The 22,700-nt window shown below is 56.5% G+C and carries 21 protein-coding genes; 15 read left to right on the forward strand and 6 right to left on the reverse strand.

Going from position 1 to position 22,700, the window contains the following annotated elements:
- Window positions 1–370: 370 nt before the first annotated feature.
- The 11 genes from RT340_RS03875 (at window position 371) to fabF (ending at window position 10,573) form a co-directional block, all read left to right on the forward strand.
- Complete coding sequence (locus tag RT340_RS03875) at window positions 371–1,825, forward strand: NAD(P)/FAD-dependent oxidoreductase (protein ID WP_313374224.1); 1,455 nt, start codon at window positions 371–373, stop codon at window positions 1,823–1,825.
- The gene (locus tag RT340_RS03880; protein ID WP_097118093.1) at window positions 1,822–2,304 is read left to right on the forward strand and encodes a CMD domain-containing protein; all 483 of its coding nucleotides are present in this window, start codon (window positions 1,822–1,824) and stop codon (window positions 2,302–2,304) included. The genes RT340_RS03875 and RT340_RS03880 overlap by 4 nt, the downstream gene beginning before the upstream one ends.
- Window positions 2,301–2,867: a peroxidase-related enzyme gene (locus tag RT340_RS03885; protein WP_045814738.1), complete on the forward strand. Its 567-nt coding sequence runs from the start codon at window positions 2,301–2,303 to the stop codon at window positions 2,865–2,867. The genes RT340_RS03880 and RT340_RS03885 overlap by 4 nt, the downstream gene beginning before the upstream one ends.
- A gap of 12 nt (window positions 2,868–2,879) precedes the next feature.
- Window positions 2,880–3,617: an amino acid ABC transporter ATP-binding protein gene (locus RT340_RS03890; protein WP_097118092.1), complete on the forward strand. Its 738-nt coding sequence runs from the start codon at window positions 2,880–2,882 to the stop codon at window positions 3,615–3,617.
- A gap of 20 nt (window positions 3,618–3,637) precedes the next feature.
- A complete protein-coding gene (locus tag RT340_RS03895) occupies window positions 3,638–4,453 on the forward strand; it encodes a transporter substrate-binding domain-containing protein (RefSeq protein WP_097118091.1) in 816 nt (271 codons plus the stop codon).
- 79 nt (window positions 4,454–4,532) lie between these two features.
- Window positions 4,533–5,222, forward strand: coding sequence for an amino acid ABC transporter permease (locus tag RT340_RS03900; protein ID WP_313374271.1), 690 nt, complete (start codon window positions 4,533–4,535; stop codon window positions 5,220–5,222).
- Window positions 5,223–5,238: 16 nt separating this feature from the next.
- Window positions 5,239–5,931: an amino acid ABC transporter permease gene (locus RT340_RS03905; protein WP_034823323.1), complete on the forward strand. Its 693-nt coding sequence runs from the start codon at window positions 5,239–5,241 to the stop codon at window positions 5,929–5,931.
- A gap of 224 nt (window positions 5,932–6,155) precedes the next feature.
- Entirely contained in the window at window positions 6,156–6,698 is a 543-nt protein-coding gene (locus RT340_RS03910; protein WP_034823322.1) for a winged helix-turn-helix transcriptional regulator, read from the forward strand.
- Window positions 6,695–7,735, forward strand: coding sequence for an HlyD family secretion protein (locus RT340_RS03915; RefSeq protein WP_211728584.1), 1,041 nt, complete (start codon window positions 6,695–6,697; stop codon window positions 7,733–7,735). Before RT340_RS03910 ends, RT340_RS03915 begins: the two co-directional genes overlap by 4 nt.
- Entirely contained in the window at window positions 7,732–9,288 is a 1,557-nt protein-coding gene (locus tag RT340_RS03920) for a DHA2 family efflux MFS transporter permease subunit (protein ID WP_313374243.1), read from the forward strand. The genes RT340_RS03915 and RT340_RS03920 overlap by 4 nt, the downstream gene beginning before the upstream one ends.
- Window positions 9,289–9,298: 10 nt before the next feature.
- On the forward strand, window positions 9,299–10,573 hold the full coding sequence (gene fabF / locus RT340_RS03925) for a beta-ketoacyl-ACP synthase II (protein WP_313374245.1): 1,275 nt from the start codon (window positions 9,299–9,301) through the stop codon (window positions 10,571–10,573).
- Window positions 10,574–10,639: 66 nt separating this feature from the next.
- Here fabF and uxuA read toward each other — a convergent pair whose 3' ends face one another.
- Window positions 10,640–11,704 carry a mannonate dehydratase gene (uxuA, locus tag RT340_RS03930; protein WP_034823371.1) on the reverse strand — a complete coding sequence of 355 codons (1,065 nt, stop codon included), beginning with the start codon at window positions 11,702–11,704 and terminating at the stop codon, window positions 10,640–10,642.
- A gap of 394 nt (window positions 11,705–12,098) precedes the next feature.
- Here uxuA and RT340_RS03935 point away from each other — a divergent pair, with 394 nt between their 5' ends.
- Window positions 12,099–13,046, forward strand: coding sequence for a sensor domain-containing diguanylate cyclase (locus RT340_RS03935; RefSeq protein WP_313374247.1), 948 nt, complete (start codon window positions 12,099–12,101; stop codon window positions 13,044–13,046).
- A 102-nt stretch (window positions 13,047–13,148) separates the two neighbouring features.
- Here RT340_RS03935 and RT340_RS03940 read toward each other — a convergent pair whose 3' ends face one another.
- Complete coding sequence (locus RT340_RS03940) at window positions 13,149–15,017, reverse strand: amidohydrolase (protein WP_409566100.1); 1,869 nt, start codon at window positions 15,015–15,017, stop codon at window positions 13,149–13,151.
- A gap of 19 nt (window positions 15,018–15,036) precedes the next feature.
- The gene (locus RT340_RS03945; protein ID WP_313374254.1) at window positions 15,037–15,597 is read right to left on the reverse strand and encodes an antibiotic biosynthesis monooxygenase; all 561 of its coding nucleotides are present in this window, start codon (window positions 15,595–15,597) and stop codon (window positions 15,037–15,039) included.
- Between the two features lie 129 nt (window positions 15,598–15,726).
- Between RT340_RS03945 and RT340_RS03950 the strand changes: the two genes are divergently transcribed.
- Window positions 15,727–16,635 carry a LysR family transcriptional regulator gene (locus RT340_RS03950; RefSeq protein WP_058959305.1) on the forward strand — a complete coding sequence of 303 codons (909 nt, stop codon included), beginning with the start codon at window positions 15,727–15,729 and terminating at the stop codon, window positions 16,633–16,635.
- A gap of 6 nt (window positions 16,636–16,641) precedes the next feature.
- On the opposite strand, the gene RT340_RS03955 is transcribed toward RT340_RS03950, so the two are convergent.
- On the reverse strand, window positions 16,642–18,231 hold the full coding sequence (locus tag RT340_RS03955) for an MFS transporter (RefSeq protein ID WP_097118085.1): 1,590 nt from the start codon (window positions 18,229–18,231) through the stop codon (window positions 16,642–16,644).
- A gap of 217 nt (window positions 18,232–18,448) precedes the next feature.
- Between RT340_RS03955 and RT340_RS03960 the strand changes: the two genes are divergently transcribed.
- Complete coding sequence (locus RT340_RS03960) at window positions 18,449–19,273, forward strand: alpha/beta fold hydrolase (RefSeq protein WP_160833023.1); 825 nt, start codon at window positions 18,449–18,451, stop codon at window positions 19,271–19,273.
- A gap of 126 nt (window positions 19,274–19,399) precedes the next feature.
- Here RT340_RS03960 and treF read toward each other — a convergent pair whose 3' ends face one another.
- Together treF and RT340_RS03970 are read right to left on the reverse strand one after the other, a co-directional pair.
- Window positions 19,400–21,055, reverse strand: coding sequence for an alpha,alpha-trehalase TreF (treF, locus tag RT340_RS03965; protein WP_097118083.1), 1,656 nt, complete (start codon window positions 21,053–21,055; stop codon window positions 19,400–19,402).
- 317 nt (window positions 21,056–21,372) lie between these two features.
- A complete protein-coding gene (locus tag RT340_RS03970; protein ID WP_313374259.1) occupies window positions 21,373–22,227 on the reverse strand; it encodes an SDR family oxidoreductase in 855 nt (284 codons plus the stop codon).
- Between the two features lie 101 nt (window positions 22,228–22,328).
- Here RT340_RS03970 and RT340_RS03975 point away from each other — a divergent pair, with 101 nt between their 5' ends.
- Entirely contained in the window at window positions 22,329–22,694 is a 366-nt protein-coding gene (locus RT340_RS03975) for a winged helix-turn-helix transcriptional regulator (protein WP_097118081.1), read from the forward strand.
- Window positions 22,695–22,700 lie beyond the last annotated feature (6 nt).

The raw sequence follows: 22,700 nt of genomic DNA on the forward strand, positions 1-22,700 counted from the left end.
TAGATGAAGCACATCGCTACGCATCTGAACCGAATGCATTAGGCACGCAATAGCCCTATTACACTACAGCGGCAGGATAAAGTTCCGCGGCTTCATGACTTATCAGGCGCGATGAATCCCTTCATTTTCAACGCTTATAACTTTTTCGGCATAAGATATAAGAAATCCATTGGTCAAATCCTGAGCGAAAATCTTGACTCACATTTAGGGCAAGAGGATTATGCGAAAACTTAGCTCCTATTATGCGTATTGATGATTGTTAGCTACCTATTATGCGTTTTATAGATAATTAAAAAGGTAGGATCATCGGCGTGTTTTCATCGTTTTCGCTCGCTCTCAACGCGATCGCTGACACCAGGGAAATCTCTCTATGACGTATGCCGCCAAAGGTCTTGCTGCATTAGAAGCTCAGCTTCAGCAGGATCTGGAATTTCTGGAACTGCCCGCCAAATCCTGGGTACCGGAACGCACCTTTCAGAGTGCGCCGGTACGCGATGTAGTGGTGATTGGAGCGGGCATGTGCGGTCTGGCGGCACTCGCCAAATTACAGTTCACCGGCATCAGCAATGTGGTGGCTTATGACGCCGCACCCGCTGGGCTGGAGGGGCCGTGGATCACTTTTGCGCGTATGGAAACCCTGCGCTCACCAAAAACGCTGCACGGCCCGGCTCTCGGCCTCGCGCAACTGACCTTCCGCGCCTGGTTCACGGCGCAGTGGGGCAAGGAGGCGTGGCAGGAGCTGGACAAAATCCCTAAAGCGCAGTGGATGGATTACCTGATTTGGTATCGCAAAGTGCTAAATCTGCCGGTGCACAACAACGTGCGTGTCACCAGCATTGCACAGGCCGGGGATTTGATTGCGCTGGATCTGGAGGGTGCCGAAACCGAGCGTGTTTACACGCGCCGTTTGGTGCTGGCCACCGGACGTTCAGGCCTCGGTGGCTTCGCTGTGCCGGATTTCCTGCGGGGCATTGATCGCCAGTTCTGGGCACACTCCGCTGATGACATCGATTTCACGGCCTTAAAAGGCAAGCGCATTGCGGTGATTGGTGCAGGCGCCTCGTCGATGGATAACGCGGCCACCGCGCTGGAACAGGGCGCTGCTGCCGTCGATCTGCTGATTCGCCGCAAAGAAATGCCGCGCATCAACAAGATGACCGGCATTGGCAGTCAGGGCGTGGTGCACGGCATGCATCAGTTGCCGGATGCGTGGAAATGGAAATTTGTCGATTACACCGCCGCGACGCAAACGCCACCGCCGCGCTCTTCCACTCTGCGCGTGTCCCGTCATGACAATGCACGCTTCTTCCTCGATTGCGGCATTAACGCCGTTAAACAGGAAGAAAACGGCCTGCTGATTGAAACCACCCAGGGCGCACTGCACTACGACTTTTTGATCGCCGCCACCGGCTTCACCAACGATTTCCACGGCCGCCCGGAGTTTGCCGCCATTGCGCCGCATATTCGCAGCTGGTCTGACGGTCGCTATCAACCTGAGATGGGCAATCCGCGCCACAGCCTGCTGGAAGCGCCGGATCTCGGCCCTTCATTCGAGTTCCGCGAACTGACGCCTGATGCCTGCCCGATGCTGGCACACATCTACTGCTTCAACGATGCCGCCATGCTGACGCACGGCAAAGTCTCCGGCGACATTCCTGCGGTAAGCGCCGGTGCCGATCGCCTGGTGCGCGGTATTACCGCCTCGCTGTTTGCCGAGGACGTCGAGCAGCACTACGCCAACTTACAAGCTTTTGACACCCCTGAATTACAGGGCGATGAATGGGTGGATTCAACCCCGTTACTAAAACAGGAGAACGCGTTGTGAGCGACGCTATTGATCAAGCAGCCGGATTAACACCAGAAGAGGCGTTGTATCAGACGCGCCGCCTGCGTCCCGAATTTGTTGAGGGCGCGGAAGCGTGCCGTGTGTCAGTACTCGCGCCGGAAGAGGATCAGGGTTTACCTGCGGATCTGCGTCTGGCACTGGCGCAGCGTATGGCGGTGTTGAACTACGATGCGCCGCTGCAACGTGATTACCAGGCGCAGCTGGCGGCGTTAAATCCGTCTGAAGCCTTGCTGGCGCTGGCCTCGGGTTGTGCTGTGTCGGAAGAACCACTGGCCACGATTGCGCGCCATGCTGACATGGTGACGCAGCAGCCCATTCAGGCTACCGAACAGCATATTCGCTTGCTGGAGCAGGCCGGTTTGAGCAACCCGCAAATTGTTGCGCTCTCTGAGCTGATCGCCTTTGTTAACTTCCAGACGCGCGTGGCGGCTGGCTTACGTTTGATGAGGTCCGCATGATTCCGTCGGTAAATCTCAAGCCGCTGCACTGGCATCCGTATATCACGCCAGTGGATGTTGAACAGGCGACACCGGCGCAGCTCGATGCGATGAAAGTCACGCCGTCCAACAAGAAGATCTCAGAATACGTGCGCACGCTGGTGCACGATCCCGAGAGCTACACCGCACGTACCGGGCTGTTCAACGCCATTATGTATGTCGAAGGTGGCCTCGATCGTGCGGATCGTGAGCTGGGCGCATTAGGTGCTTCGATCGTCAACGGTTGCCGCTACTGTGCGGTAGTGCACGCGCGGCGTCATGCGCAGCTGGCCGACAGTGACGCCGTGGTCAGTGCCATCTATTTTGATAGAGCGGATGTATTAGGTGAACGCGATGCGGCGATCTACCGCTTTGCCCGCCGTTTATCGGTTACGCCTTCTGAGGCCACGCCGGAAGATGTGGCGGCACTGCGTGCCGTCGGCATGAACGATCAGGAGATTATCGATCTGATCCACGCCATCGCCATTTTCGGCTGGGCCAACCGTCTGATGCATGTGCTCGGCCATGCTGACCTGAACAAATAAGGGCTGCACCGGATGTTAGAACTCAACAATATTACGCTCGCTTACGGCAGCAATCCGATCCTGAAAGGGGTTGATCTGTCGGTAAAACGCGGCGATGTGGTGTCGATCATCGGGCCAAGCGGCACCGGTAAAACCACGCTGCTGCGCTGCATTAACTATCTGGCGAAGCCGTCAGCCGGGACCATTCAACTGGATCAGATCCGCATGGATTATCAGTCACCGGATAAAGCGGCGATCCAGGCGATCCGTCTGCGCACCGCCATGGTGTTCCAGCAATTTAACGTGTTCAAAAACATGACGGTGCTGGAAAACGTGATGGATCCGCTGATCGTCATCCAGCGTAAAACCAAACAGCAAGCGCGCGACATCGCCGTGCAGGAGCTGGAGCGTGTGGGTCTGGGTGCCAAGCTCGATCACTATCCGTCGCAGCTGTCTGGCGGCCAGTTACAGCGTACCGGTATCGCCCGTGCTTTGGCGGTGCGTCCTGATGTGATGCTGTTTGATGAACCGACCTCATCGCTCGATCCTGAGCTGGTGGGTGAAGTGCTGAAAGTGATTAAAGACGTGGCGTCATCCGGCATTACCTCGCTGCTGGTGACGCATGAGATGCAGTTCGCGAAAAGCATTTCGAATCGCATCGTGTTTATGGATCAGGGTGTCGTGGCCGCGCAGGGCAGTCCGACAGAGATGTTTGATAACCCAACCCTGCCGCGCCTTGCACAGTTCCTCAGTTCAGAACGAGCATTCTAATAATTTAAGGAATCAAAGACATGCCTGCAATCAAAACCACATTACGTCGCCTGGCCGCGCCTGGTATCATCGCCCTGGCTCTGATCAGCAGTAACAGCTTTGCTGACGCGGTACGCACCATCAAAATCGCCACCGCTGCGGAATCCAAACCGCTGTCATGGGGCGCGATCGGTCACGAGCCTGAGGGTTACGAGCCGGACGTGCTGAAAGCCATCAACGCCAAACTGCCACAGTACAAATTCGTGATGGAAGGCGCGGCGGATATCGCGCAGGAAACCGGCCTGGTGACCGGCAAATACGACATGGCGACTGGCGGTTACTACAAAGCGCCAGCGCGCAGCAAACAGTTCCTGATCCCGGATGCACCGATCGGTGCCAGCCTGATGAAGATTTACAGCCGCAGCGATAGCAATATCAACGGCATGAAAGATCTGGTCGGCAAGAACATCGTGCCAGTGACCGCAGGCGGCGGCGTGTATAAGTTCGTCACCCAGTGGCAGCAGGACAACCCGAACGACAAAATCACCATCAAAGCGTCCAGCGCCGGTGTGCCTTACCCGGATCGCCTGAAAGAAGTGCAGAACGGTAAATACGATGCGCTGATCCTGCCTTCAAACCTCGGTGAGCAGACGGTGATCGACAACCAGAAACTGGCGATCAAAGCCAGTGAGCCAGTGGTGATCAACAATACCTATGTGCTGATCCACCGCTCTGCCGAAAACCAGGCCCTGAACGATGACGTGAACAAAGCGCTGAAAGAACTGAAAGACGACGGCACGCTGGATAAGCTGGCGCAGAAGTGGTTTGGCGAAGAAGTCACTAAGTACATGAAGTAAGAGATTCACTGCGCCCGGTGCTGAGCCGGGCGCATGCTGTCCTTTTTAGCAGGAGTGTTTCACCGTGAATCTATCCTCCATGATTCCAGAACTGCTGTCGGCGCTGCCACTGACGCTCGGCATCATGTTTGTCGCGATGATTGCCGGGTTCTTTCTGGCGCTGATCGCCACCGTTTTTCGCGTGCGCCGTATTCCCGTGATCAGCCAGCTGGCCGATCTCTATGTTTCCTATGCGCGCAGCGTGCCCGTAGTGCTGCAGCTGTTTGTGGCCTTCTACGGCATGCCGCTGATCACCGATAATTTCGGCTTTGGTGACTTCTTTACCGCCAATGTGGCGGCGATGATCGGCCTGAGCCTGTATCACGGCGGTTATCTGTCGGAAGTGATGCGCCCGGCATACCTTGCGGTGGAACGGGGTCAGCACGATGCCACCGACAGCCTTGGCTACAGCTTCCGCCAGAAAATGCTGCGGGTGATTGGCCCGCAGGCGGTGCACTTTGCGCTGCCGGGTTACGGCAATGCGATTATCTATCTGATTCACAACGTGGCGCTGGTGATGTACATCGGTGCGGCAGATGTGATGGCGACCGCGCACCTGATTATGGAACGCGATTACAACCAGTATCAGTTCGGCACCTATCTGGTGTTGGCCGTACTCTATTCACTGCTGTGCGGTGTGGCGTGGCTGGTTATCCGCTTCTTTGAACAACGTCATGCGAAGTACAGCTCGAAGTCTGCAACGCGCGTGAAGTTCACCACCAGCGTCTGAGTCGGGGAGACAAACCATGTTTGATGCTGAGGTTTTGCTGCCGGACTTCTGGAGCATTCTCGATGCGGTACCGGTGACGCTGCTGATGGCGGTCACGGTATTTATCTGTTCGACGCTGTTGGGCGGGTTATTTGCCTTTATCGAACATCGCCGCATTCCCGTGCTGCGCCAGCTGGTGATCACCTACAAAATCGCCTTCAAAGGCGTGCCGATGGTGGTGGTGATTTTCCTCGCCTATTACGGCTTGCCACCGGCGCTGCACTTTGTTGCCACGCTGTTTGGCGTCGAGGTGAATGCCCATTCACTGCCGAACTGGGTGATCATCATTGTGGCACTGAGTGCCTGTGTCGCGGCATTCCAGGCCGAAGTGTGGAAAGGCGCGCTGAACTCGTTCGACAGTGGACAATCCGATGCAGCCTTATCACTCGGCTACAGCGGTGGGCAGCTGTTCCGTCGGGTGATGTTCCCGCAGATTATCGTGGCGGCGATCCCCGATCTGGCGAATGCGTTTATGGTGATCATGAAAGCCCTGTCGCTGGCGTTTGCGATTGAAGTGGTGGATATCTTTGCCCAGGCGCAGTTGACGGCGGCGCTGAATTTCTACTACCTCGAAGCCTTCCTGATTGCGGTGGTGTTCTACATGGTGATTGCTTATGTGGTCACTAAGATCGCCGACAAGATTGAGGCGGCGCTGCGCGTGCGCACCTAGAGATGGCTAAGTTGTGATGAAACGGCAGCCCAGTGTGGCTGCCGTTTTTTTTGGCAAATTTGCGCGATAAATCGTGCTGCTACAGGGCCTGCACGGGTTGGGTAGCGGCGCAATTCATTGCGTTTCACAATGAACACTCCTTGCTTTCATTATGCAAGTCACTTGCAAAATGATAGTCACTCTGCAACAGTATGTCGCATAAGATCCTTTGCGGAATACCCACCATGAAAAACGAACCGCTCTATCAAATGGCCTGCCCGATTGCGCGCAGCCTTGGCCGTGTCGGCGATGGCTGGAGCATGCTAATCATGCGCGATGCGCTGGCCGGTTTTACCCGTTTTGACGAATTCCAGAAAAACAGCGGCGTGGCGCCGAATATCCTGTCGCGCCGCCTGAAAGAGCTGGTGGAAGACGGTTTGCTGGAAAAGGTGTGTTACAGCACCACGCCGATGCGCTTCGAATATCACCTTACGCCCGCCGGACGTGATTTGCGTGGCGTTATCCTGGCGCTGGCCGAGTGGGGTAGCACCCACTTCTCGCCGGAAGGAAGGCAGATGCAGCTGGTGGAAACTGCCACCCAGCGTCCAGTGAAACCGCAGCTGGTCGATAGCGAAAACGGCCAACCGCTCACCAGCGATAAATACCAAATGGTGCCCGGCCCTGCAGCGGCACCGATCATGCACTATCGCCATGATTATTTGCAGAAAAAACGCGCGGGTGACAGCACGCTGAAATTCTCTCCGCCTGTTACAGAGAAACAGCCATGACCCGCACGCGTAAAAAATCCGCTCTGCTGCTGGCAGTGGCAATCGGCGGTTTAGCGGCGGCAGGTTACGGCTACTATTGGTGGCACACCGCGCGCTTTATGCCTTCGACCGATGATGCCTATGTCGGGGCAGATATCAGCGCCATCTCCGCCAAAGTCTCCGGTTACATTCACACGCTGGCGGTGCAGGACAACGCACAGGTGAAAAAAGGCGATCTGCTGGTGCAGTTGGATAACCGTGATTATCTGGCGGCGGTGGATCAGGCAACGGGTGAAGTGGCAGCACAGCAAGCCGCGTTAAGCGATATCGCCGCCACGCGCCAGCTGCAACTTGCCACTATTGCGGGCACGCACGCCTCTCTGCTGGCAGCGCAGGCGGTAACACTGAAAACCACCTCCGATCAGCGCCGCTACAGTGCGCTGGCCAGTAGCTCCGCGGTCTCACAGCAGATCCGCGATCATGCTCAGGCCGATTACCATCAGGCGATGGCGGAAGAGAGCAAAACCCGCGCCGACAAAACCGTTGCCGAGCGCCAGTTGCAGGTGCTGGATGCCCGTGAGCAGCAGGCCAAAGCCGCCTTAACTCAGGCTCAAGCGGGGCTGGCGATGGCGAAGCTCAATCTTGAATACACTGAAATCCGCGCCCCCTTTGATGGTGTGGTGGGCAATCGTCGCGCCTGGTCAGGTTCTTATGTCAGCAGCGGCACGCAGCTACTGTCGCTGGTGCCTGTTCAAGGGCTGTGGATCGATGCCAACTTCAAAGAGAGCCAGCTAGCCAATATGAAGCCGGGGCAGGTGGCTCGCATCGTCGCGGACGTGTTACCCGGTCGCACCTTTAATGGCCATGTTGGCAGCCTGTCGCCAGCCACCGGTTCACGCTTCAGCATTCTTCCGGCAGAAAACGCCACTGGCAACTTCACCAAAATCGTCCAGCGCGTGCCGGTGCGCATTGTGCTGGACGGCGACGCGGCGGTGCTGGGTCTGTTACGCCCTGGTCTTTCCGTCACGGTGACGGTGGATGAGAGAAGCGCGCGATGAGCAGCGTGGCTGCACCGCTGATGGCACCGGCGGAGATGCCGGTCAGCAAGAAGGTGTTCGCCTTTGCCACCATGTGCATCGGCATGTTTATCGCCTTGCTGGATATCCAGATTGTCTCCGCCTCATTGCGGGATATCGGCGGGGGGCTCTCGGCGGGTGACGACGAAACCGTGTGGGTGCAAACCAGCTACCTGATCGCGGAAATCATCATCATCCCGCTTTCCGGTTGGCTGGCGAGCGTGATGTCCACACGCTGGCTGTTTGCCGTCTCCGCCTGCGGATTTACGGTAATGAGTTTGCTGTGTGGCTGGGCGTGGAATATTCAGAGCATGATCGCCTTTCGCGCCTTGCAGGGATTGGCGGGCGGCTCGATGATTCCGCTGGTGTTCACTACCGCCTTTGCCTTTTTCCAGGGTAAGCAGCGGGTGATTGCGGCCGCCACCGTGGGTGCGCTGGCTTCATTAGCGCCTACGCTAGGGCCCACGGTAGGCGGTTGGATCACCGATAACTTCAGCTGGCACTGGCTGTTTTACATCAACATCCTTCCCGGTATTTACATCGCCATCGCGGTGCCGCTGCTGGTCAGGATCGACTCGCCGAATCCCGAGTTACTGCGCGGTGCGGATTACTTCAGCATTGCCTTGCTGGCGCTATCACTGGGCTGTCTGGAGTACACCCTGGAAGAGGGGCCGCGCTGGGGTTGGTTTGACGATAGCACCATCACCACCACAGGCTGGATCGCATTGCTGTGTGGCGTGCTGTTTATCTTCCGCACGCTAAACCACGCCAAGCCGATCATGGATCTGCGCGCGTTAAAAGATCCAGGCTTTAGCCTCGGCTGTTATTTCTCGTTTATGGCTGGCGTGGGGATCTTCGCCACCATCTATCTCACGCCACTGTTTCTCAGCCAGGTGCGCGGCTTTAGTGCGCTGGAGATCGGGCTAGCGATCTTCTCCACCGGCATTTTTCAGATCCTTTCGATCCCGCTTTATGCCTGGCTGGCGAACCGCGTCGATCTGCGCATTTTGCTGGCGTTTGGCCTGATGAGTTTTGGTGTATCGATGTTTTTCTTTGTGCCGATTACCCATGACTGGGGCGCAAAAGAGCTGCTGTTTCCGCAGGCGTTTCGCGGCATGGCGCAGCAGTTTGCGGTGGCGCCCACCGTGACGCTGACGCTCGGCAGCTTGCCACCCGCGCGACTAAAATTAGCCTCAGGACTGTTTAATCTGATGCGTAATCTCGGTGGCGCTATCGGCATTGCGCTGTGCGGCACCGTGCTGAATGACCGCACCAATCTGCACTTCAGCCGCCTGGCCGATCACCTCAACAGCGCCAGTTTGTCGCTCGGCGACTATCTGCAATCGCGCACCGCAGCCCTGATGTTTAACGGACTCAGCCTGGATGCGGCGCACACGGCGGCGCTGCAATCGCTGGCTTCACTCACCCTGCGCGAGGCGCGCACGCAGGCTTTTTCGGACGCATTCTGGCTGATCATGGTCGGATTTTGTATCGCTGCGCTGCTGGTGCCTTTGATGAAAAAGCCCGCAGCTTAAGGAGTTATCGATGAAACGTATTGTGATTACTGGTATGGGGATGGTTTCCCCGCTCGGCTGCGGTACAGAAGCGGTGTGGCAATCACTGCTGGCAGGGAAATCCGGCATCAGCGCCTTACCGGACGAGATGGTGCAGGACATCAGCTGCAAAGTGGCGGGTCAAGTGCCCACGCTGGAACAAGATCCACAGCATGGCTTCGATCCCGAGCGCGTGATCGCGCCAAAAGATCGCAAGAAAATGGATCGCTTTATTGAGTTTGCGCTGGTGGCGGCGCATGAAGCGCTGACGCAAGCTAGCTGGTTCCCACAGGATGAGGCGGATCGCCAGCGCACCGCGACGGTGATCGCCACTGGCATTGGTGGTTTCAACGAGATTGCCAACGCGGTTGAAACCACCGCCAATCGTGGCCCGCGCCGCTTATCGCCGTTTACCATTCCCTCCTTCCTTGCCAATCTGGCGGCGGGACATGTGTCGATTGCCCACGGTTTTCGCGGCCCGATTGGCGCCCCTGTCACGGCGTGCGCGGCGGGTGCGCAGGCGATTGGCGATGCGGCACGATTGATCCGCAGCGGCGAGGCAGACATCGCGCTGTGCGGCGGCACCGAGGCGGCGATCCATCGCGTCAGTCTGGCGGGCTTTGCGGCTGCGAAAGCGATGTCAGGCGGATTTAACGATCATCCTGAACAGGCATCTCGTCCGTTTGATCGTGACCGCGATGGCTTTGTAATGGGTGAGGGCGCAGGTCTGCTGGTGATTGAATCACTGGAACATGCACAGGCACGCGGTGCGACACCGCTGGCGGAGCTGGTCGGCTATGGCACCAGTGCCGATGCCTACCATCTCACCGCCGGACCGGAAACCGGTGAGGGCGCTCGCCGTGTGATGGAGACTGCGCTGGCGCAGGCGGGCATCACCCCAGCCGAGGTGCAGCATATCAACGCTCATGCCACCTCCACGCCGGTGGGCGATAAAGGCGAGCTGGCGGCCATTCGCACGCTGTTTGCGGACAGCAATGTGGCAATCACCTCGACGAAATCCGCCACCGGGCATCTGCTGGGTGCCGCGGGCGGCGTGGAGGCGATCTTCTCGATCCTGGCACTGCGCGATCAAATCGCACCGCCCACGCTCAATCTGCTAAATCCCGATGAAGCCGCTGCCGGGCTGAATCTGGTGGCATTGAAACCTCTGCCGATGGTGATGCAGCATGTGCTGTCGAACGGCTTTGGCTTCGGCGGCGTGAATGCCAGCTTGCTGTTTAAGGGTTGGGATGAGGTTTCTCGTTAACGTGCTGGGAAGACTGACGGCAATAAAAAAGGCCGCTGTTATCAGCGGCCTGGAGGGCAGGGTGAATTAGCGCTTTTCCAGCGCTTCCCACAGACCCATCAGGTAAGTGGTGCCCAGCGCACGATCATACAAGCCGTAGCCCGGACGTCCGGTTTCGCCCCAGATAAAGCGGCCATGATCGGAACGAATGTAGCCATCGAAGCCGTTGTCGTGCATTGATTGCAGCACCTTGTACATATCCAGCGAGCCATACTCAGTAGGATGTGCGCACTCGTAGAAATCTTTGTCCTGAATAATCTTGATGTTACGTACGTGCGCAAATGGAATACGTTTGCGGCGTGAGAACTCGGCCAGAATACCGTACACATCATTCTGCGGATCTTCCGCAATCGATCCGGTACACAGCGTGATGCCGTTAGCCTCCGAATCCACCACGTTACAGATCCAGTCGAGGTCTTCGCGATTCTTCACAATGCGTGGCAGACCGAAGATCGAGTACGGTGGATCGTCAGGATGGATCGCCATCTTCACGCCCACTTCTTCACATACCGGGATCACCGCTTTCAGGAAGTAAGCGAGGTTTTCACGCAGCTTGTTGTCGTCAACGTCTTTGTATTGCGCAAACAGATCCTGCACTTTCGCCAGACGCTCTGGCTCCCAGCCTGGCAACGCGAAACCGTTTGAGTTGCCCAACACTTCCTGCACCACTTCGTCGAGGCTCTTATCGATGCCTTTCTTCTCGAACGCCATGGTGAGTGAGCCGTCTGGCAGCACGTAGTTCATGTCGGTCTTCATCCAGTCAAATACCGGCATGAAGTTGTAGCAGATCACTTTCACGCCGACTTCAGCGAGGTGACGAATGCTCTGCTTGTAGTTCTCAATATATTGATCGCGGCTCGGCAGGCCGATCTTGATGTCGTCATGAATGTTGACGCTCTCGATCACTTCCACCGTCAGACCGGCGGCATGTACCTGATCAACCAGTGCTTTAATCTTATCTTTCGGCCAGGTTTCCCCGACCGGCACGTCATACAGCGCGCCGACTACGCCACGCACACCCGGCACCTGGCGTATATATTCCAGCGAAACTTTATCTTCTTTGGGACCAAACCAACGCATTGTCAGTTGCATAATCTCATCCACCGTCATCGTGTTGCTGCGATAACTGTTAAACTACCATTCTAGTAAACATGATCACAGCATCGACTAACGAATATCTCTTGATCCGCGTCACAGAACACAATTTCTTCGGAAAAGCAGGCGGTGTGGCGGATTTACGCGGCCTAAATTTAGTTCGGGTGCTAACGCAACGAGAACGGAAAGAAGAGGTACGCCTTTTCCCAGGCGCGTTTTCTACTGCCTTGCAGGAATAAAGAAAGTTTTGTTAGCTGAAATAACCTCAATGCTTCGCCGTTCCCTCTGAGCTTGATGCAATTTTCCGCTACTGATCGGCTTTTCATTTGTTTTATTTATCAGAAACTTCCTGGCAGGCAGAATAACCCTTATTTCCTCTCCGTCAGCCATCATGTCCGAAGAAGCGCTGCGTCAGCAGATTCAGAACCTGAAAAAGCATAATGCGCGCTTAAAGCGCATAGCGCATGACGCGCGAAACAAGCTGAGTGCGGCGCTGGACGGAACCGGTTTATGTTTGTGGCAGCTGGATATTCCCAGCGGCAAGCTGGTGATTTTCAATCGACGCTGGGGTTCGATGCTGGGTTTCCAGCCGAAAGAGACCAAAGCGCAGTTTGAAGTCTGGCGCGAACGCCTGCACCCCGAGGACGCCGATGAAGTGCTCAGGGCGTTTTACGATCATATCGAAGGGCGTGCGCCTTATTATGAGGCGCTGCATCGCATGCTGGGTAAGAACGATAAAATTACCTGGGTGCTGGATCGTGGGCGTGTGACCGAGTGGGACGAAGAAGGCAATCCGCTTAAAGTCACCGGCACGCACATCGATATGACCAAAGAGAAGCAGTATGAAGCGCAGCTCTCTTCATTGGCGCATCACGATCCGCTAACCGGTCTGACCAACCGCCACGCGCTGCAAACGCATTTCTCTAAAATGAAAGAGCAGGGGCCGCTGTGCGTGGCATTTATCGATCTCGATAACTTTAAGCATGTTAACGACACGCTCGGCCATCGCAGTGGCGATGAAGTGTTGATTCAGCTCAGCCAGCGCATTCTTGACCAGGTGCCGCCAAACGTGGTGGTGGGCCGTTTAGGTGGTGATGAGTTTGTGCTGCTGATGCCGTTCCTGATCGATTTCCCCAAAGTGCGCATTATGATGCAGGCGGTGCTGGATGCCGCATTGACGCCGTTCGATGTCGATAACGGCCATGCGCAGATTGGTGCTTCGATTGGTGTGGCGACGGTGCAGCCGCACTTTAGTTTTGATGAGGCGCTGACGCTTGCCGATGAAGCGATGTACCAGATTAAGAAGAACGGCAAGCAAGGGTTTGGCCTGGCGGGGTAATCCTTTGCGGTTGCGTAAAAAGACCCGCGCCACCGCCAAAGTCTGTGTCCCCATTTGTAGCAAAGCCCTCTCACCAGGAGAGGGCCATAAACCGCCTTTAACTCAAAACGCGAAGCACGAACAGCCCAGCGCACCCCAGAAGGCATGGTTATCCGACACCGGCACCGAAGACTGGCGTGCCACATCGTGTGAGTGGCTGTGTACCCCACAAGGGCCGCTACACTGGTGCACTTTCGGCATCATCGCCGCACGACCACTGGCTTGCGGTGGCGCGCTACGGTAGTGGCCCGGCACGGTGACCACTGGAGACCACTCTGGCAACACTGGCACCGGTGGCGGTGACAGCGGCGTGAAGCCGCCTGCGGCATACACCACTTCGCCATCGACCAGCGTTAATACCGATTCAATTCCTTTAATCTCCTCTTCCGGCACGCTAAAGAAATCTTTCGACAGCAGCACCAGATCCGCTAACTGACCCACTTTGATTTCCCCTTTGGCGTTTTGCTCGCTGGAGAACCAGGCGCTGCCTTTGGTCCACAGCATCAGCGCGGTTTCGCGGTCAATACGCGCATTGTCATCGTACAACTGCATGCCGCCGACGGTGCGGCCAGAAACCAGCCAGTAGAGCGCGGTCCATGGGTTGTAGCTGGCGACGCGCGTGGCATCGGTGCCCAAACCAACCGGCACGCCCGCATCCAGCATGCGCGCCACCGGCGGCGTCTGTTTGGCGGCTTCTTTACCGTAGCGATCGACGAAGTACTCACCCTGGAACGCCATACGATGCTGCACGGCCAGCCCGCCACCCAGCGCTTTAACGCGCTCAATGTTGGCTTCGGTGATGGTCTCGGCGTGGTCAAAGAACCAGTGCAGGCCGTTAAACGGAATATCGCGGTTTACTTTTTCAAACACGTCCAGCATGCGGCTGATCGATTCGTTGTAGGTGGCATGCAGACGGAACGGCCAGCGATGCTCAACCAGATGGCGCACCACGCGCTCCAGCTCATCTTCCATGCCGGGGGCCAGGTCGGGGCGCGGTTCGAGGAAGTCTTCGAAATCGGCCGCCGAGAACACCAGCATCTCGCCCGCTCCATTATGACGCAGGAAATTGGTGCCCTGGCCCGGCTTCAGCATGTCGGTCCACTTCTCGAAATCTTCCAGTTCATGGCCGGGGCGCTGGGTAAACAGGTTGTAGGCAATGCGCACCGTCAGCTGCTTTTTGGCGTGCAGTTCCGAAATCACATCGTAATCATCAGGATAGTTCTGGAAGCCGCCACCCGCATCAATGGCGCTGGTCAGGCCGAGGCGGTTCAGCTCACGCATAAACTGACGTGTGGAGTTAACCTGCTGTTCCAGCGGCAGCTTCGGTCCTTTCGCCAGCGTGGCGTACAGCAGCATGGCGTTAGGGCGCGCAATCAGCATGCCGGTCGGGTTACCGTTGCTGTCACGCTGGATTTCACCGCCCGGTGGGTTCGGCGTGTCTTTGGTGTAACCGACCACGCGCAGCGCAGCGCGGTTCAGCAGGGCACGGTCATACAGGTGCAGGATGAACACTGGCGTATCCGGCGCGGCGGCGTTGATCTCATCCAGCGTCGGCATGCGGCGTTCAGCAAACTGGAATTCACTCCAGCCGCCGACGACGCGCACCCACTGCGGTGAAGGGGTGCGCAGCGCCTGTTCACGCAGCATACGCAGCGCATCGGCCAGTGACGGCACGCCTTCCCAGCGCAGTTCAAGGTTGTAGTTGAGGCCACCGCGAATCAGGTGCAGGTGTGAGTCGTTAAGGCCAGGAATACCGGTGTGGCCTTTGGCATCAATAATCTGCGTGTCGCTGCCAGCAAAGCGCATCACTTCCGCTTCGCTGCCTACCGCGAGAAACTTGCCGTCTTTGATCGCCACCGCAGTGGCGAGCGGGTTGGCGCGATCCACGGTATGGAATTTGCCGTTGGTAAAAATCAGTGAGGCCGTTGTCATCATCTCTTCTCCAGTTAGATTACGCGTTGCGGCCAATAAGCCACTGTTTTAAAACACGGGTAACGATCGGCATCCACAAGAACACCACCAGTGCCACCACGCTGGCATCATTCAGTAAGTGGCCCCACAGCGTGCCGTGCGCGGCGGGCAACACCTGATTCCAGAACCACGGCACCAGGTTGGTAGAGGGAAAAATCACCCCCAGCGTCAGTAAGTATTGTTTCCATTTCGCCGGTTTGACCTGGCCTTTTTGCGTCGGGGTAAACCAGAACGCGGCGCCGGGGCGCACTTCAATGTGTTCCGGCAGTGCCAGCATCGCTGGCATGTTCTGGATTAACGTTTTGCGCTGATCCGATTTCAGCCAGGCGTACAGCTCATCCAATCCGGTAAAACGAATCAGCACGGTGTAAGCATTGTCGCCGTGCACCGGGCGCAGCACGTTGACGCCAAGATGGCCAGGAAAGCTCGCAGCCTGCGGCATGATGGTGTCGAGCCACTGCTCATAATGGGCCTGCTGTTCTGGCAGGATGCTGTGGGTAATCACCAGCGTCACATGGTTGGCTTGTTGTGAGTAATTCATCGTAAGTTCCTGAGTTTCCGCTGGTGAAAGTGCTTGCGTCGTTGAGTAAAAAAATACGAAATGAGAGCGTTTATTGATAACGGATAGATTTTGGGTTGTTGTTCAACAATTTTTGGGGAGGCATGGGGTATGCGTTTAAACCTTGAGGCGCTGCTGATTTTGGACGCGTTGGATCGCCACGGCACCTTTGCCGCTGCGGCTGCGCGCTTGTTTAAAACCGCGTCGGCGTTGAGCTACACCGTGCAGAAGATGGAGAGCGATCTCAAGATCACGCTGTTGGATCGCTCTGGCCATCGCGCCACCTTCACCCCGACCGGGCGTTTGATGCTGGAAAAAGGACGCACCCTGCTGCGCGCGGTGAATGAGTTAGAGCAACAGGCGCGCTACGTCGAAAGCGGCTGGGAAAGCCAGTTGGTGATCAGCGTCGATGCCTCACTGCCGTTTCGCATTCTCACGCCGCTGATTGATCAGTTTTATCAGGAGCACCCGCATACTCAGCTGCAATTCCGTCAGGACGTGCTGGCTGGCTGCTGGGAAGCGCTCAACTATGGCGAAGCGGACATTGTCTTTGGCGCGGTGCAGGAACCCGCCACGCGCAAAGAGATTGTCTGCCAGCCGCTCGGCTGGCTGGATTATGTGTTTGCTGTCGCACCGGAGCATCCTCTCGCTTCCGCACCTGAACCACTGCTGCGCGAGCAGATTCGTCAGTACCGCGCGGTGACAGTGCACGACTCGTCTCGTCACGGTGCAGGTATTGATTTACGCGTGCTGGATGAGCAGAAGACGCTGAGCGTGCATGACTTCCCGGCGAAACTGCAGGCGCAGCTGGATGGTTTGGGCTGTGGTTATCTGCCGCTGTATCTGGCAAGACCGCATCTGGAGAGTGGCGCGCTGGTGGCGCGTCAGCTGGATAGCGAATGCCGCCGCGATATGGCGTATCTGGCGTGGAATGAAACCGCGACCGGCAATGCGGCAACCTGGTGGCGTGAGCACCTGCTCACGCTGCCAGGATTGCAGGAGATTTATTCTCCCGCGTAAAGGCTGTTATATCGCAATGTGATGGCTGACCTGCGGGGCTTCTTCACCCTGATGATATTGCAGAACGGCCTGCTGAAGTTCGGCATCGGCGTGCGACACACGCTGGTGCTGACGCATATGCTCCTGCCAGGACTCCACCATAAACCACTCCAGCAATGCTGTCGGATCGTCGGTTTGCTCCATGAGTCCCCATGAATAGGCGCCATCACGGCGGCGAGACTGTGCCAATTTGTGAATCGCCTTTTTGAACGCGGCGCGATCTTCCTGCGGCACGCGGTAGCGAATCTGAATCAACACCGGACCATGACGCACATCGACATCATCGTGCACCACCGGCATGGCCCAATGCTCAGCGGGTTGCAGATCGGCTTCACCCGCAGGCAGTGCCAGACGTTTCAGCAGTACGCCAGTGATCACCAGACCGGCCCCGGCAATCAGCAAAGTGGCGGCCAGCCCCAGTTGCTGCGCGATTAGACCCCAGGCCAGACTGCCACCGGCCAATGTGCCGTTAAACACCATCAGATACACCGCCAGACCGCGACCGCGCACCCAATCCGGCAGCACCGCCTGCGCCACGCCGTTCAAGGTGGTCAGTGCAATAATCCAGCCGATGCCGAGCACCAGCATCAACAGCAGCGCCAGCCACTGCGGCGGGCTCATCGCCAGGGCCAGCATCACCAGCGCACTGAGCACCGCTGAGAGCAACATCAAACCATCGTTACTCAGCTTGCTACGCAGACGCGGTAACAGCAGCGCACCGGCAATCGCGCCGCCGCCCACTGCGCCCAGCAGCAAACCATAAAAACCGGCGGTACCGTGCAGCATGGTGCGCGCTACCAGCGGCAGCAGCGCCCAGATGGCACTGGCAAAGGCGAAATACATCGCGGCACGGAACAGCACGCGGTGCAGTTCACGGCTAGCTTTGACATAGCGCAGGCCCGCGCGGAAGGCCCCAAAGAAGTGCTCATTCAGTTCGGTTTTGGCTTTCGCCGGACGTTTCCAGTACAGCAGGGCAGCAATAACGAAAAAATAACTCGCCACATCGGCACCGTAGGCCGCCATGGCGCCTAAACTTGCCAGCAGTAAACCGCCAGTGGCAGGCCCGATGGCGCGGGCAATATTGATGCCCAGCGAGTTAAGCGCTACGGCGTTTTTTAGCTCATGACGCGGCACCAGTTCAGGGACAATCGCCTGCCAGGCCGGGCCAAACAGCGCAGCACCAATGCCACCGACAAAGGTCAGGCCGATTAGCCATTCCACGGTGAGCCAGTGATTGTGCGACAGCACCAGCAGAGTGCCGCTGACGCTGGCCATCAGAATCTGCACCACGATCAGCAGACGGCGGCGATCGACGATATCAGAGAGCACGCCCGCGGGCAGTGCCAACAGGAACACCGGCAGGGTGGCGGCGGTTTGCATCAACGCCACGGCGGTCGGATTATCGGATAAGCCGGTGACTAACCAGGCGCTGGCGACGTCGCGAATAAAGCTGCCGGTATTACCGAGTACCGAGGCGGTCCAGATCAGGGCGAACAGCCCGTAGGCGAAGGGAGAAAAAGCACCGCCGCGTGGCGTCGTTGGGTTTTGCTGGCTCATCATCGTGTTCCTGTAAATGTGCGATGTATGCACCTTACGAATCCCGCCAGACGCTTGATAGCGGAAAAAATCGGCCAACTTGTTCAGGCTTTTTTGACAGCTTTGCAGGGCAAAAATCTTTGAACAAGTTGTCAAAATCTCTGCTTTAGGTTTTTACAGCAACCGAATGTAGTTTGATTGGCAGACACAACATCACTCACTAAACGGAGCAAAAAACATGAGCACATTCAAAGCAAAAGACGGCGTTAACCTGTATTACAAAGATTGGGGCAAAGGACAGCCCGTGCTGTTCAGCCACGGCTGGCCGCTGGATGCGGATATGTGGGATAGCCAACTGAATTTCCTCGCCGAACGCGGCTATCGTGCGATTGCGTTTGACCGTCGCGGTTTTGGTCGCTCTGAGCAGCCGTGGGAAGGCTACGATTACGATACTTTCGCCGATGATATTCATGCGCTGATTGAGCATCTGCAACTGGATGACATCACGCTGGTGGGCTTCTCAATGGGCGGTGGTGATGTCTCACGTTATATCGGTCGCTACGGTACGGCGAAAGTGAAAGGGCTGGTACTACTGGGCGCGGTGACGCCAATCTTCGGCAAAACCGATGACCATCCGGAAGGTGTTGAAAAAGCAGTATTTGATGGTATCAAAGACGGCTTGCGTAAAGATCGTGCGCAGTTTATCAAAGACTTCGCCACGCCGTTTTATGGGGCCAACGCGGGCCAGACTATTTCAGATGGCGTAATGACGCAGACGCTGAATATCGCGCTGCTGGCCTCACTGAAAGGAACGATCGATTGTGTCACGGCTTTTGCCGAGACCGATTTCCGCGCCGATATCGCCAAAGTGGATGTGCCGACGCTGGTGATCCACGGCAGCAACGACCAGATTGTACCCTTTGAAGCCACCGGTAAGCTGGTACACGAGATGATCGAGGGCTCGGAGCTGAAAGTGTATGAAAACGGCCCGCACGGTTTTGCGGTGACGCATCAGGATCAGTTGAACGACGACTTACTGGCGTTCTTGCAGGGAAATAAATAAGCGCAGGTTGCGTAGCGGCGCAATTTATCGCGCGAATCCAGGGCTGCATCGCCGCTTACAGATGCGCAATAAGCCGCTGCGATAATGACCACCAAAAAGAAAGGGCGCTGATGCGCCCTTTCTGTTTTAATCCGCCAGCAGATGCCCGTACATCGACATTAGCCTGCGGGTCACACCGTTGGTCCAGCCAAATCCATCCTGCAGTGGATATTCACCGCCGCCACCCGGACGGGCACGATCGCCGCTGATGTCATACTTCTCCACCAGTTTGTGATGCAGCGAATAGAAGTTCTTCACCGTGGTCAGCCAGTTAACGGCAATCTCTGTCGCCAGCGTCTCTTCGCCGTAATGATTCAGACCCACTACCGCCATCCATTGTAATGGTGCCCAGCCGTTGGGTTTATCCCACTGTTCACCGCTCTCTACCATCGATGTCACCAGACCGCCCTGCGTCAGCAGCAACTGGCGCAGCGCCACCGCCTGCAGATGCGCTTGCTCCGGCGTGGCCAGGCCGAGGAACAGCGGCACCACAGCCGCTGCCGTGAAGGCACCAAAGCGTTCGTCGCGCCAGTTGTAATCACGGTACACGCCTGCGGTGTCATCCCACAGGTAACGATGAATCGCCTGCTTACGCGTGTCGGCTTTCTTCTGCCACGCCAGCGCCGTCAGCTCTTCGCCTTTAGCATGCGACAACGTGGAGATCATCAGCTCCAGCTTGTAGAGAAACGCATTCAGGTCCACAGGGATAAACTGCGTAGTGCGAATGCTGGCCAGACGTTGCGGATCGCGCAACCAGCGTGAGGAGTAATCCCATCCGGATGCGGCACCGGCACGCAAATCACGATACACCTCATTAGCCGGTCGGCTCGATTTGCTGGCAGTTTCCACGTCTTCCATCCACGACTCATCACGCGGGGTGTCGCGGTCATCCCAGTAGCGGTTGAGCAGCGAGCCATCCGGCATGCGCACCACGTGGCGATAAGCCTGATGTGGCATCAGCTCGCCCGCGCCATCCATCCAGAACTGATACTCTTTCATCAGCTGGTCGAGATAACGCTTGGCACCGCGAATCCCATCCTCTTCAAACAGCTCAACCATCAGGGCAAACACCGGTGGCTGTGAGCGGCTGAGATAATAAGTCCGGTTGCCGTTTGGCACGTGGCCGTAGTTATCGATTAGCCATGCGAAGTTATCTGCCATGTCGCGCAGCAAATCGTCACGCCCGGCATCGGCAAGGCCGAGCATGCTGAAATAGGAGTCCCAGTAATAGGTCTCACCAAAGCGTCCGCCGGGCACCACATAGGGTTTTGGCAGCGGCAGCAGCGATGAGTGCGGTAAATGCTGTTGCGGCATTTTGGTTAACACCGGCCACAACTCGTCAATATGTTCCGTCAGCGATTTATCAGGATTGGAAACATAAAAGCTTTCATTCACCTGAGGTAAATAAAATTGGTCGTGCACGAATTTTTCGAGATCGAATTCGGCCGAGCGACGAGTTCGACGATAGCGGATTAATATATCCAGCGGATCATATTTTGGCGCGCAGTCCGGGAAGGTTTTTCCATCCGGAAATATGCGCGACATCTGCACGTGCTCGAACAGTTCAAGGTAGCGATCGGCAGGGGTGAGCGCATCTGGCGCGGGCAGACCCTGGATCAGCTCCGGTTCCGGCTCGGAATCCTCCATGCCTTCGCGGATAAATTCGTGAGGATCGTATTGATACCCCAGATCAGCATGGGCTTCGTGTTCCCCGAAAGCTTGATGTTGCTGGTTAGTATTAATAGCGGCCTCCTGAAATTGCCTGGTTGCTCAAAGGACAAATTATAGAGCTTTGAATAGCCGAGACAACAATGCGAAATATCTATGAACGTAATAAATCTTGTCGATTGATCCGGCTTTTTAGTGAATTTTCAGCGATTACAACAAGCTATATTTCAGGAAATGAAAGCAGTGTTTTAAATGCTGGTTCAAATCAGTGCACAGAATTATCTGTAAATAAGAAAATCGCCATTATTTGACTTAAATACCGCGTTTGGCTTTGATCATTTGATGGCATACGAGACGGGAATCAGGCCAGCTCGGGCTGGCCTGAACAGGCATTATTTTGCCAGTGTGGCTTTAATCACCTCGGCATAAGGCGTGGTCGGGCGACCAATCAGTTTGCTCAGCGCTCGGCTGTCATCAAACAGCCCGCCTTGTGCGGCACCGGCATCGGAGTCCGCCAGCAGTTCTGCCAACGCATCCGGCAAACCGGCGCCTTTCAATGCTGCCTCAAACTCAGCAGGCGGCAGGTTGATGTAATCCACTTGCTCGCCAGACTGTTTAGCAATCTCGGCGCTGAACTCGGCCAGCGTATAGCTCTCATCGCCAGCGAGCTCATACACTTTACCTGCCTGATCGTCACGGCTAATCACTTCGGCGGCGGCGGCGGCATAGTCAACGCGAGCGGCCGATGAGATACGGCCTTCACCCACCGCGCCAGTAAAGGCGTGATGCGCCAGCGCCGGGGCAATGCTGGCGGCATAGTTTTCGGTGTACCAGCCGTTTCGCAGCAGGGCATAGGGCACGCCTGAGGCCTTTAACATCGCTTCGGTAGCACGGTGCTCAACGCCCAGACCCAGCGTGGTGGTGTCCGCATGCAGCAGGCTGGTGTAAGCGATAAACTTCACGCCCGCCGCTTTTGCCGTATCAATCACCGCCTGGTGTTGCGCTTCACGCTGCCCCACTTCGCTGGAAGAGATCAGCAGGAGCTTATCGACGCCGCTGAACGCGCTTTTCAGCGTGTCTGGCTTGCTGTAATCCGCCGCGCGCAACGTCACGCCCAGCGCTTTCAAATCGCCTGCTTTCTCAGGTGAACGCACTGCCGCAATCACTTCACTGGCAGGCACTTTTTTCAGTAACTCGTTAATCACCAAACGGCCCAGTTGGCCTGTGGCACCGGTAATCGCAATCATGATGTTCTCCTTCAGTTTGAGCTGGAATGAAATCAGCCTAAGGGATAAACTAACTTTTAGTAAGTACTTACAGATTTGTTAGTTTGGAAGAGGCAGCATAAATGTCTGAAAAATTGAGTAATAAATTTATCCGCGGCGAGCTGCTTAACGTCAATTGCCCTTCACGTGACGTGCTCAAGCGCATTACCAGCCGCTGGAGCGTATTGGTATTATTAGCGCTGCGCGAAGAAACGCTGCGTTTTAGTGAATTGCGCCGCAAGATTGGTGGCGTCAGTGAACGCATGCTGGCGCAAACGCTGCGCTATATGGAAGAAGATGGGTTTATCGAGCGCATCGCCTATGAAGTGGTGCCACCGCATGTGGAGTATCGACTGACGCCGCTCGGACGTGAAGTTGAAGGGCATGTGATTGGCCTGGCCGACTGGCTGGAAAGCAATGTGCATCGCATTGTGAAGGATAACGCGTAGGCGTAG

This window comes from Pantoea sp. CTOTU50773 (assembly GCF_032082325.1).
Lineage (GTDB): Bacteria > Pseudomonadota > Gammaproteobacteria > Enterobacterales > Enterobacteriaceae > Pantoea > Pantoea communis.

Excerpts from the sequence above, each read along its gene's own strand:
- RT340_RS03875 (WP_313374224.1), top strand. The coding sequence starts at position 371 with ATGACGTATGCCGCCAAAGGTCTTGCTGCATTAGAAGCTCAGCTTCAG.
- RT340_RS03885 (WP_045814738.1), top strand. The coding sequence starts at position 2,301 with ATGATTCCGTCGGTAAATCTCAAGCCGCTGCACTGGCATCCGTATATC.
- RT340_RS03890 (WP_097118092.1), top strand. The coding sequence starts at position 2,880 with ATGTTAGAACTCAACAATATTACGCTCGCTTACGGCAGCAATCCGATC.
- RT340_RS03895 (WP_097118091.1), top strand. The coding sequence starts at position 3,638 with ATGCCTGCAATCAAAACCACATTACGTCGCCTGGCCGCGCCTGGTATC.
- RT340_RS03900 (WP_313374271.1), top strand. The coding sequence starts at position 4,533 with ATGATTCCAGAACTGCTGTCGGCGCTGCCACTGACGCTCGGCATCATG.
- RT340_RS03905 (WP_034823323.1), top strand. The coding sequence starts at position 5,239 with ATGTTTGATGCTGAGGTTTTGCTGCCGGACTTCTGGAGCATTCTCGAT.
- RT340_RS03910 (WP_034823322.1), top strand. The coding sequence starts at position 6,156 with ATGAAAAACGAACCGCTCTATCAAATGGCCTGCCCGATTGCGCGCAGC.
- RT340_RS03915 (WP_211728584.1), top strand. The coding sequence starts at position 6,695 with ATGACCCGCACGCGTAAAAAATCCGCTCTGCTGCTGGCAGTGGCAATC.
- RT340_RS03920 (WP_313374243.1), top strand. The coding sequence starts at position 7,732 with ATGAGCAGCGTGGCTGCACCGCTGATGGCACCGGCGGAGATGCCGGTC.
- fabF (WP_313374245.1), top strand. The coding sequence starts at position 9,299 with ATGAAACGTATTGTGATTACTGGTATGGGGATGGTTTCCCCGCTCGGC.
- uxuA (WP_034823371.1), bottom strand. The coding sequence starts at position 11,704 with ATGCAACTGACAATGCGTTGGTTTGGTCCCAAAGAAGATAAAGTTTCG.
- RT340_RS03935 (WP_313374247.1), top strand. The coding sequence starts at position 12,099 with ATGTCCGAAGAAGCGCTGCGTCAGCAGATTCAGAACCTGAAAAAGCAT.
- RT340_RS03940 (WP_409566100.1), bottom strand. The coding sequence starts at position 15,017 with ATGACAACGGCCTCACTGATTTTTACCAACGGCAAATTCCATACCGTG.
- RT340_RS03945 (WP_313374254.1), bottom strand. The coding sequence starts at position 15,597 with ATGAATTACTCACAACAAGCCAACCATGTGACGCTGGTGATTACCCAC.
- RT340_RS03950 (WP_058959305.1), top strand. The coding sequence starts at position 15,727 with ATGCGTTTAAACCTTGAGGCGCTGCTGATTTTGGACGCGTTGGATCGC.
- RT340_RS03955 (WP_097118085.1), bottom strand. The coding sequence starts at position 18,231 with ATGAGCCAGCAAAACCCAACGACGCCACGCGGCGGTGCTTTTTCTCCC.
- RT340_RS03960 (WP_160833023.1), top strand. The coding sequence starts at position 18,449 with ATGAGCACATTCAAAGCAAAAGACGGCGTTAACCTGTATTACAAAGAT.
- RT340_RS03970 (WP_313374259.1), bottom strand. The coding sequence starts at position 22,227 with ATGATTGCGATTACCGGTGCCACAGGCCAACTGGGCCGTTTGGTGATT.
- RT340_RS03975 (WP_097118081.1), top strand. The coding sequence starts at position 22,329 with ATGTCTGAAAAATTGAGTAATAAATTTATCCGCGGCGAGCTGCTTAAC.